This is a genomic window from Kitasatospora sp. NPDC091257 (genome assembly GCF_044757675.1).
Taxonomy (GTDB): Bacteria; Actinomycetota; Actinomycetes; order Streptomycetales; family Streptomycetaceae; genus Kitasatospora; species Kitasatospora lactacystinica.
Window position 1 is genome coordinate 1 of sequence record NZ_JBIVVI010000202.1, and the last position, 9,720, is coordinate 9,720.

The 9,720-nt window shown below is 75.6% G+C and carries 10 protein-coding genes; 7 read left to right on the forward strand and 3 right to left on the reverse strand.

All coding sequences use genetic code 11. The features are described from left to right. Positions 1–202: 202 nt before the first annotated feature. From ACIQOV_RS12485 to ACIQOV_RS12495, 3 genes are all read left to right on the forward strand, one after another. On the forward strand, positions 203–3,220 hold the full coding sequence (locus tag ACIQOV_RS12485) for a BTAD domain-containing putative transcriptional regulator (RefSeq protein WP_401047909.1): 3,018 nt from the start codon (positions 203–205) through the stop codon (positions 3,218–3,220). Between the two features lie 139 nt (positions 3,221–3,359). Next, entirely contained in the window at positions 3,360–3,845 is a 486-nt protein-coding gene (locus ACIQOV_RS12490) for a hypothetical protein (protein WP_401047911.1), read from the forward strand. Continuing rightward, positions 3,842–4,144 (forward strand): hypothetical protein, encoded by a 303-nt coding sequence (locus tag ACIQOV_RS12495; RefSeq protein ID WP_401047914.1) that lies wholly within the window; start codon positions 3,842–3,844, stop codon positions 4,142–4,144. The genes ACIQOV_RS12490 and ACIQOV_RS12495 overlap by 4 nt, the downstream gene beginning before the upstream one ends. Before the next feature lie 105 nt (positions 4,145–4,249). Here ACIQOV_RS12495 and ACIQOV_RS12500 read toward each other — a convergent pair whose 3' ends face one another. Then, a complete protein-coding gene (locus ACIQOV_RS12500; protein WP_401047930.1) occupies positions 4,250–4,900 on the reverse strand; it encodes a CatB-related O-acetyltransferase in 651 nt (216 codons plus the stop codon). A 235-nt stretch (positions 4,901–5,135) separates the two neighbouring features. On the opposite strand from ACIQOV_RS12500, the gene ACIQOV_RS12505 reads away from it, so the two are divergent. From ACIQOV_RS12505 to ACIQOV_RS12515, 3 genes are all read left to right on the forward strand, one after another. Then, a complete protein-coding gene (locus tag ACIQOV_RS12505) occupies positions 5,136–6,038 on the forward strand; it encodes a SigB/SigF/SigG family RNA polymerase sigma factor (protein WP_401047917.1) in 903 nt (300 codons plus the stop codon). A gap of 82 nt (positions 6,039–6,120) precedes the next feature. Then, positions 6,121–6,516: an STAS domain-containing protein gene (locus ACIQOV_RS12510; RefSeq protein ID WP_401047919.1), complete on the forward strand. Its 396-nt coding sequence runs from the start codon at positions 6,121–6,123 to the stop codon at positions 6,514–6,516. Positions 6,517–6,659: 143 nt separating this feature from the next. Further along, complete coding sequence (locus ACIQOV_RS12515; protein WP_401047921.1) at positions 6,660–7,133, forward strand: ATP-binding protein; 474 nt, start codon at positions 6,660–6,662, stop codon at positions 7,131–7,133. 102 nt (positions 7,134–7,235) lie between these two features. Here ACIQOV_RS12515 and ACIQOV_RS12520 read toward each other — a convergent pair whose 3' ends face one another. Further along, entirely contained in the window at positions 7,236–7,400 is a 165-nt protein-coding gene (locus tag ACIQOV_RS12520) for a hypothetical protein (RefSeq protein WP_401047923.1), read from the reverse strand. 67 nt (positions 7,401–7,467) lie between these two features. After that, positions 7,468–8,196 carry a YihY/virulence factor BrkB family protein gene (locus tag ACIQOV_RS12525; RefSeq protein WP_401047925.1) on the reverse strand — a complete coding sequence of 243 codons (729 nt, stop codon included), beginning with the start codon at positions 8,194–8,196 and terminating at the stop codon, positions 7,468–7,470. 318 nt (positions 8,197–8,514) lie between these two features. On the opposite strand from ACIQOV_RS12525, the gene ACIQOV_RS12530 reads away from it, so the two are divergent. Further along, positions 8,515–9,720: alkaline phosphatase family protein (locus ACIQOV_RS12530; protein ID WP_401047928.1), on the forward strand; the 1,206-nt coding region annotated here is incomplete at its 3' end.

Consider the following 9,720-nt stretch of genomic DNA (forward strand, 5'->3'; position numbering starts at 1 on the left):
CTTGGGTTTTTACAGCCCCCACTCGAACATGGACACCTGCGGGCAGAATATCTGGCCCGCCCCCGCCCCCTGGTTGTCCCGGGCCGGGGCGCCCCGGGCCCCGCCCCGGGCGGCCCGGGCGCCCGGGACGACGCTCCGCGATCGACAGATCGCCTGGTGTCATAAGCTTGTCATATACATCTAATCCATCTAAGGGGGGTGCGTGGAGTTCCGACTGCTGGGCTCGGTGGCCGTGGTGGCCGCGGACGGCCGGGAGCTTCCGGCCGGATCGGCGAAGCGCCGCAGCCTGCTCGCCATGCTGCTGCTGAACCCCGGAGCACCGGTCACCGTCGAACGGCTCACCGAGACCCTCTGGGACGAGGAGCCGCCCCGGCACTCGCGCACCGTCATCCACAACCACGTCTCCGGGCTGCGCGCCCTGCTCACCGCCCACGACGCCCCCGCGGCCGGCGTCGAACTCGTCACCGACAACGGCGCCTACCTGCTGCGGGCCCCCGACCACGCGGTGGACACCGTACGGTTCGAACAGCTGGTGGTCCGCGCCCGCGCCCTGGAGGACGCCGCCGAGGCCGCCGCCGCCCTGCGCGAGGCACTCGCCCTGTGGCGGGGCCCCGCCCTCGCCGGCACCATCCCCGGCCTGCCGCTGCAGTGCGCCGCCCAGGCCCTGGAGGAACTGCGGCTGGCCGCCGCCGAGGAACTGGCCCGCGCCCACGGCCGGCTCGGCGACCACGGCGCGGCCGCGAACCTGCTGCACGCCGAGGCCACCGCCAACCCGCTGCGCGAACCGCTGGTCGCCGACCTCATGCACGCGCTCGGCCGCGCGGGGCGCCGCTCGGAGGCCCTGGACTGGTTCCACCGCACCCGCCGCGCCCTGGCCGAGGAACTCGGCATGGACCCCGGACCGGAACTCACCGACGCCTACGACCGCCTGCTGCACACCGACCTGCCGCAGCGCACCGACGTGCCGCGGCACACCGAGGCCCTGCCGGGCCGGTCCGACCGGGTGCCGCCGCCCCGGCTGCCCGGCGACCAGGAGCAGCCGGCCGGCCGGGCCGCGTCCGACCGCGCACCGGCCGACCGCGCACCGGCCGACGGCGCACCGGCAGACCGGGTCCCGCCCGCGCGGGTCCCCACCGTCGGCGGTCTGACCTCCGTCCCCGACCGGGCTCCCGGCCCCGAACCGCTGCCGGCCGCAGCCCCCGCGCCCGCCCCCGCCGCCGCGTCCGTGCTCGCCGCAGCCCCCGCGCCCGCCCCCGTGCGTCCGGCGCCCTGGCACCAGCCCGCGCCCTGGCCCTTCCCCCGCCGTCCGCGCGGCTTCGCCGGCCGGGAGGATGAACTGGCCGCGCTCGACCGGGCCACCGCCGCCCCCGGTGCCGTCGCCGTGCTCACCGGCGGCGCCGGCGTCGGCAAGACCACCCTCGCCCTGTACTGGGCGCACCGCCGCCAGCAGGACTTCCCCGACGGCCGGCTCTTCGTCGACCTGTGCGGCCACAGCCCGCTCCCGGAGCGCGACACCGCCGCCGTCCTGCGCGAACTGCTGCTCGCCCTGGGCCTGCCCGCCGAGCAGATGCCCGCCACCCCCGAGGCGATGGCCGCCCGCTACCGGGAACTGACCGCCACCCGCCGGATGCTGATCGTCCTGGACAACGCCCGCCGCTCCGAGCAGGTCCGCCCGCTGCTGCCCGACGGCGACGACTGCGTCACCCTGGTCACCAGCCGCGACCGGCTCGGCGGGCTGGTCGCCTCCGACGCCGCCCGCCCGGTGCCGCTCGCCGAACTCTCCTCCCCGCAGGCCGTCAGCCTGCTCGCCGCGACCCTCGGCCCCGACCCGGTCGCCGCCGAACCCGAGGCCGCCGCCCGCCTGGCCGGCCTGTGCGACGGCCTGCCGCTGGCCCTGCGGCTGGCCGCCGCCCGCCTCGCCACCGGCCCGGCCCGCGCGCTGGCCGCGCTCGCCGAGGAACTCGCCGTCGAGCAGGACCGCCTGAACCTCCTCGACGTCGAGGACACCAGCGTGGCCGCCGCCCTCGCGCTGACCGTCCAGCACCTGAGCGAACCCGTCCGCCGGACGTTCCGCAGCCTCGGCGCCCACACCGGCGCCACCCTCGACAGCCGTACCGCCGCAGCCCTGGCCGGCTGCCGCCCCGACGAGGCCGCCGACGCGCTGGCCCAACTGGCCACCGCCCACCTGATCGTGGAGATCGGCCGGGACGCCTACACCCTGCACGACCTGGTCCGCCTCTACGCCCGCAGCCTGCCCGGCGACACCGACACCCAGGTGCTGCCCCGCCTGCTCGACCACCTGCTGAACACCCTGCTCACCGCCTGCTCCGCCGCCGAACCCGGCAGCGAACCGTGCTGCACCCTGCCGCCCGGCACCCGCCGTCCCGCCGAGGTCCGCCCCTTCCCCGACCGGGAGGGCGCGCTCGCCTGGTACGCCGCCGAACGCGACACCCTGCGCGGCGCGGTCGAGGCGGCGGTCGCCGCCGGACTGCACGACCGCGCCTGGCGCCTGGTGCTGCTCCAGTGGCCGCTGATCGTCTGGCAGGTCCGGGACGGCTGGGCGCCGCTGCTCGAACACGGCCTGGCCGCCGCCGAGGCCGACCGCGACCCCGGTGCCCAGTCCCGCGCCCGGGCCCTGCTGGGCTGGGTCCTGCTGGAGGAGGGCCGCCCCGAACAGGCCCTCGTCCACCTGGAACGCGCCCCCGACCTCGCCGCCCGGGCCGGCGACAGCACCGCCCAGGCCGTCGCCCTGGTCAACCTCGCCGTCGCCCTCGCCCGCCACGGCGACCGGGCCGGCCGCGCCCGGGCGCGCGGCCTGCTGGTGAAGGCCCTGTCCCTGGCCGAACGGGCCGGGCGCGCCGACCTCGTCGCCCTCGCCCGCCAGCACCTGGCCGGCGAGTGCCTGGCCGCCGGCGCCGCCGAGGAGGCCGCCCACCACGCCGCCCGCGGCCTGGCCGTCGCCGAGCCGCCCTTCCCGGTCGCCCGCCGGGTGGTCCTGCAGACCCTCTACGGCCGCGCCCTGGCCGCCACCGGCCGGCCGGAGGAGGCCGCGCTCCACCTCGGGGCCGCCCTGCGCACCGCCCGCGCCCACCAGTACGGGGAGGGCGAGTCGGAGGCCGGCGCGGCCCTGCGCGCCCTGTCGGCCGGCACCCCCGCGGTGGCGGGCGCCGTCGCGACGGTCACCGCCGGAGCGACGGCCACCGCCGGCGCGCAGCACTGACGGCTCGCGGCACCGGCGGCGTGCAGTACCGCCGGCCGCGCAGCACTGACGGGCCGTCCCGCCGGGAAGGATGAACACCACGGGGGGAGCCCGGGCAGCGGGCGAAGCCGGCACACCACCTGCCCGAGGGGGTTTCGCGATGACCACGCCGCCGGAGCCGAACCGTCAGACCGAGCTGCTGGAGCTGTACAAGCTCGCCGTGGAGATGGCCGACCGGGTCTCGGCCCGCCGGGGCAACGCCAACACCTTCTTCCTGTCCGTGCAGACCGCGCTGGTCACCCTGATCGGCTTCGGCATACCCAAGCTGTCGGAGTCCCCGTGGTGGGTGGCGACGGCCGTCGCGCTGGCCGGCATCACGCTCTCCGGCGCCTGGTGGATGCAGCTGCGCAGCTACCGGGACCTCAACGGCGCCAAGTTCCAGGTCATCAACAGCATGGAGGAGAAGCTGTCCGCGCGGATCTACACCGACGAGTGGGACGTCCTGCGCAACGCCGCGGCGCCCGGCCGGCGCCACCGGCACTACACCGAACTCGGCACCACCGAACGGCTCGTGCCGATGACATTCGCGGTGGCTCATCTGATCCTGCTCACGGGCACGCTCGCCACCGGCACACTGGCCGTATGAGCCACCTCGATCCCATCGCCGACCTGATCCGCTCCTGCCTGCCCTCGGAGGCCAGACCCCCCGCGGGCTCCGACGACCTCTTCCGCATCTACGCCGTGCTGCTCCAGGCCAAGGGCGAGCAGGTCACCGACGAGGACGTGCACAACGCCTGGACGGCGTGGACCCAGACCACCGACGACACCCACAAGGCCCTGGTGCCCTTCGACGACCTCGACGCCCGCACCCGCGCCCTCGACGCCCCGTACACCCTCGCCATCCGCACCGCCGCCCGCCGGCTCCACCACCCCACGGCCCGTTAGGGATTCGGGGCCCCGCCGTTTCCGGGGGACTGTGCGGGGCCGTCCGGCGGCGCCGGGTCGTACTGGGCGAGGCCGTGGCCGAACAGAAAAGGGGCGGACGCGGTCTCAGGCGCCAGGGGCGGCGGCCGCGAGCTCGTCGACGGTGCCGGACATGACGGTGCGCAGGTGGCGGGTGAGGTGCTCGACGGGCCAGTCCCACCAGGCGATGTCCAGCAGGCGGGCGATGTCGGCCTCGTCGTGGCGCAGCCGGATCACCCTGGCCGGGTTGCCGCCGGCGACGGCGTAGTCGGGGACGTCGGAGGTGACGACGGACCCGGCGGCGACGATCGCGCCGTGGCCGATGCGCACGCCGGGCATCACGGTGGTGCGGTAGCCGAGCCACACGTCGTGGCCGATCACGGTGTCGCCGCGCCCGGGCAGGCCGGTGATCAGGTCGAAGTGCTCGGCCCAGGCGCCGCCCATGACGGGGAAGGGGAAGGACGAGGGCCCGTCCATCCGGTGGTTGGCGCCGTTCATCACGAACCGCACCCCGGTGGCGAAGGCGCAGAACCTTCCGATGACGAGCTTCTCCGGCCCGTAGTGGTACAGCACGTTGCGGGTCTCGAACGCCGTCGGGTCGTCCGGGTCGTCGTAGTACGAGTACTCGCCCACCTGGATCAGCGGCGAGGTGACCAGCGGCTTGAGCAGGACCACCCGCGGCTGTCCGGGGAAGGGGTGCAGCACGGTCGGATCGGGCACGGCGGGGAGTTCGGGCACGGCGGGGGTCACGGGGGCGGCACCGCTTTCACGTCGACGGGGCGTCAGGGGCATCGGGGCGCCGGAGCGCGCCCTGCCATGATCCACCGGACGGCGCCGCGGACCACCGGGTTTTCCGGCCCCCGCCCGAACGCCCGCCCGGGATTCACGAAACCTCCACGCGGCGCCTCTGCATCGATCGGCCCGGGCGGGGTATCCGGGGCGTTCGACCGTGCCGACAAGAGGAAGGACTCCGATGGTCACGACCACTGGTGAACTGACCGCCTCCGCCGCTACGCCGACGAAGGACCCCTCCCGCACGGCCGCCTCCGCCACGGCGGGGCTGCGCGACCTGCTGCCACCGGAGCTGGCCGCCGCCGAGGACCTGCGGGAGGTCGCGCCGTCCGACGCCCGCGAGCTGACCCGGGTGCTGCTGCGCCGGCTCGCCGCGCTGGAGGAGGGCACCCGGGAGTACTCGTACGTGCGGGCCACCCTGGTGGAGATGAACCTGTCGCTGGTGAGGTTCGCGATCCGCCGCTTCAACGCCCACCGGGAGCCGCAGGAGGACCTGCTGCAGGTCGGTGCGGTGGGCCTGATCAAGGCCATCGACCGCTTCGACCCGGAGCTGGGCGCCGAGTTCACCACCTTCGCGCTGCCCACCGTGCTCGGCGAGATCCGCCGCCACTTCCGCGACACCACCTGGGCCGTCCACGTGCCCCGCCGCCTCCAGGAGCTGCGGATCGCCCTGGCCAAGGCCCAGGAGCGGCTGGCCCAGGAACTGGACCGGGCGCCCACGGTGGCCGAACTGGCCGACCACCTCCAACTCGCCGAGGAGGAGGTGGTCGAGGGCCTGACCGCCTCGAACGGGCACACCGCGGGCTCCCTGGACACCGGCACCGAGGACGACGACCGCCCCGGCTGCCTGGGCGAGCGCCTCGGCGAGGAGGACCCGGACCTCTCCAGGGTGGAGGACCTGGTGGCGCTCAAGCCGCTGGTCGCCGCCCTGCCGGAACGCGAGCGGCAGATCCTGTCGATGCGCTTCTGCGAGGACCTGACGCAGTCGCAGATCGGCGCCCGCCTGGGGCTGTCCCAGATGCACGTCTCCCGGCTGCTCTCCCGCACCCTGCGGCGCCTGCGCGAGGGACTGGAGGAGGACTGAGGGCGCCCGGCGCCCCGGCACCCGCTTGGCCGCGGCACGCCGCCTACGTAAGGTCGGAGGGCACGGACACGAGGGGACGACGATGATGCCATCCGACAACGACCAGCGGGGCCTCGCGCCGGCGGCCTCCCCCTACCGTGCGGAGCTCGCGGTACGGACCCGATCCGCGGCGGGCGGCGCGGTGGTCTGCGCCCTGGCGGGCGACCTCGACATCGAGACGCTCGCCCCCGCCGCCGACACGCTCACCGCCCTGGTCGCCCGGCGGCCCGGCGCGGTGGTGATCGACCTCGCGGGGGTGGGCTTCTGCGACTCCTCCGGCCTGAACCTCCTGCTCAAGACCCGCCTCGCGGCGGGGGAGGAGGGCGTGGGGCTGCACCTGGCCGCGGTGCCGCCCACCGTCATGCGGGTCCTCGAACTGACCGGCACCCGGGCGGTGTTCTCCATCCACGGCTCGGCCGAGGAGGCCCTGGCGGCCTGAGCCGGCCGGGCACGCCGTCGCGGGGCGGGTGCCGCGCGTGTCGCGGGTGCCGCGCACCCGGCGCCGGGGAAGGCATAATCCCGGGAGCGCCGGGAAACCGACATGCGAACCGCCGTCGATCCGAAGGGTGCCCTCATATGACGATGAGCCGGGGAACCCTGGACGGCGACGCGCACCGGGCCGGGCCCGCCCTGCCGCCCGGCGGCCAGCGCCGCCGGCTGCCGCTGGCCGGGCTCCCCAAGCCGGTCACCCGGGCCCGGGCCTTCACCGCCGAGGCGGTCGGCGACTGGTACCCGCCCGCCGGCGCGCCCGGTGCCCACGAGGGCGTCGGCGCGGACGTCGTGCTGCTGGTGGCGGAGCTGGTGGCCAACGCCATGCTGCACGGGGACGGCCCGCTGGAGCTGGTCCTGGACGCCACCGGGCAGCGCCTGCGGGTGGAGGTCAGCGACCGCAGCCCGGCCATGCCGGTGCTGCGCCTGCCGCACGAGCCGGCCCTGCCCGGCGGCCACGGCCTGTTCATCGTGGAGCGCACCGCCGACCGCTGGGGCGCCGAGCCGAACGGCCGGGGCAAGGCGATCTGGGCCGAGTTCGACGCCCACCGGCTGACCCACCGCTGACCCGCGGCCCGCACCGGCCCGCACGCCCGGCCCCCGTACCCCGCACCGCCCCCGCTGTGGCCGCTGGCGTCGCGGAACTCCCAGACGCCGACGTGGAGCCTGCTACGCCTGGCACTCGCGAGCGCCGCGGCGGTGCTCGTCGCGTACGGCCTGGACCGGATCGCGCAACTCGCGGTGCGGCGCCTGGCCGCGGCGGCGGACGGCGCCGACGCGTTCGAGCTCCGCTGCCAGTTGCGCGAGCACCTCGTCGGCTACCTGCGCGACCACCACCCGTACGCCCTGCCCCGGCTGCCCGTGGCACCGGCACCCGGTTCCTCCCGGGACGCCGGGGCCGTCACCGGCCGCCGCTGCCGTCCTGCCCGCCGCCCCGGTCCTGCCCGCCGTCCCCGCCGTCCCCGCCGTCCCCGCCGTCCCCGTCCGGGCCCCCCGGCTCCCCGGGCGGGGGCGGCCCGTCGTGGAAGGAGACGTCGACCCGCTGCTCGGGCCGGCGCTCCTCCTGCCGGGCGACCGAGGACAGCACCGCCTGGTCGGCGTCCGTCAGCGGCGGCTGCAGCAGACTGCGCGGCCACAGCCGCCGGGCGAGCACGACGTTGACCTCGGCCGCGTACACGGTGACCTGCGCGGTCAGGTAGAGCCAGAACAGCAGCCCGATCACCGTCGCGAAGAACCCGTAGACCTGGCTCGCGTGGCGCAGCTCGTGGGTGACCAGCAGTGAGCCGACCGCCTGGAGGGCGGTGAACAGCGGCCCGGCGAGCGCGCAGCCCGGCCACAGCGCCCGCAGCGGCACCTCGCGCGGGGTGAGCACCCGGAAGCAGGCCAGGCACAGGGCGGCGTTCACCAGCGCCGAGACGACCAGGCCCCCGATCCTGGCGGCCGTCCCGGCGAGCGTGCCGCCGACCAGCGCGGCGGCGGTGGCCACCACCAGCCCGCTGCCCAGGACGGCGAACAGCAGCAGGCTGCGCGCCAGCCGCGGCCAGTAGCCGGGCCGTTGCACGCCCGGCACGTTCCAGACCTCGGCCATGGCGTGCTGCACGGCCCGCAGGCCTCGCTCGATGGGGTTCACACCGCGCGTCTGCCCCCGGCGCACGGTGCGACACCCCGGTTGCGGCGTCCGGGGCGCGGTGGAGTCCGCCGGGCGCCCGGCCGGGCTCTCGCAGCCGGGCGGCCCACGGCCGGTCCGGGCTGGTCGACGAGCCAACCGTTTGATCATGGGGCGTCAAGTTGTCTGTACAGCTCGGGGTCTCTTGCCGGTCATCGGCCCGTCATCGGACACCACGGCTGCGTCCACCTCGGTCTCGTACACATAACGGGTCCGGTCCGAACCGCGCGGCCGGCCCCCGTACCGAGGAACCGCGGTCCGTCAGCAAGGAGCCCCACCCCCATGAGTCCGAAGCCCGAACTGTCGCGCCGCAGCGTCCTCGGCGGTGCGGCGGCGGCCGCGGTGCTGTCCGCCCTCCCGCTCAGCGTCCAGCAGGCACTCGCCGCGCCGGCCCGGCCCGGACGGCTGGCGGACATCCAGCACGTCGTGGTGTTCATGCAGGAGAACCGCGCCTTCGACCACTACTTCGGCACCCTGGCGGGCGTGCGGGGCTTCGGCGACCGCACCGCCGTGCGCGGCGTCGACGGCCGCTCGGTCTTCCACCAGCCCGACCCCGGCCGCAAGGAGGGCTACCTGCTGCCCTTCGCGATGAACGCCGCCCACACCAACGCCTACCAGCAGGGCGCGCCCGCCTTCGGCTACGGCGACTCCATGAACGCCTGGAACGACGGCCGCGCCGACGGCTCCGTCACCCGCCGCTCCTCCGGCTGGCTCGGCCAGGGCTACTACGAGTCCGCCGACATGCCCTTCTACCACGCCCTCGCCTCGGTGTTCACGGTCTGCGACGCCTACTACGCCTCCGTGCAGTGCAACACCAACACCAACCGCGACCACCTGATGACCGGCACCAGCGGCGGCACCGTCCGGGACACCCCGGTGACCGACAACACCGAGATCCCCGGCGGCTACGAGTGGACCACCTACGCCGAGCGCCTGGAGAAGGCCGGCGTCGGCTGGAAGACCTACCAGGCCCTCGACAACTTCGACGACAACGCCCTCGCCTGGTTCGCCCCCTTCGTCAAGGCCAAGCCCGGTGAGCCGCTGTACGAGCGCGGCATGCGCGCCGTCGGCGACCCGGCCAAGGCCAAGGACCCCTTCGCCATGGGCGACGCCCTGGTCGAGGCCTTCACCGCCGACGTCCAGGCCGACCGCCTCCCGCAGGTCTCCTGGATCGTCGCCCCCGCCGCGCTGTCCGAGCACGCCAACTACGCGCCGCCGAACGGCGAACACCTCACCTCCCGGCTGCTGTCCGCGCTCGCCGCCAAGCCCGAGGTGTTCCAGAAGACCGTCTTCATCCTCAACTACGACGAGCACGGCGGCTTCTTCGACCACCAGCTGCCGCCCGTCCCGCCGCTGGCCGAGGGCCGCGGCAAGTCCAACGTCCCGGTCGACGGCGAGGTCGTCGTCCGCGTCTCCAAGGGCTCCTCCACCTACCACCGGGTCGTCGGCCAGGACGGCCGGTACCGGGTCAAGGCCGCCGACGGCACC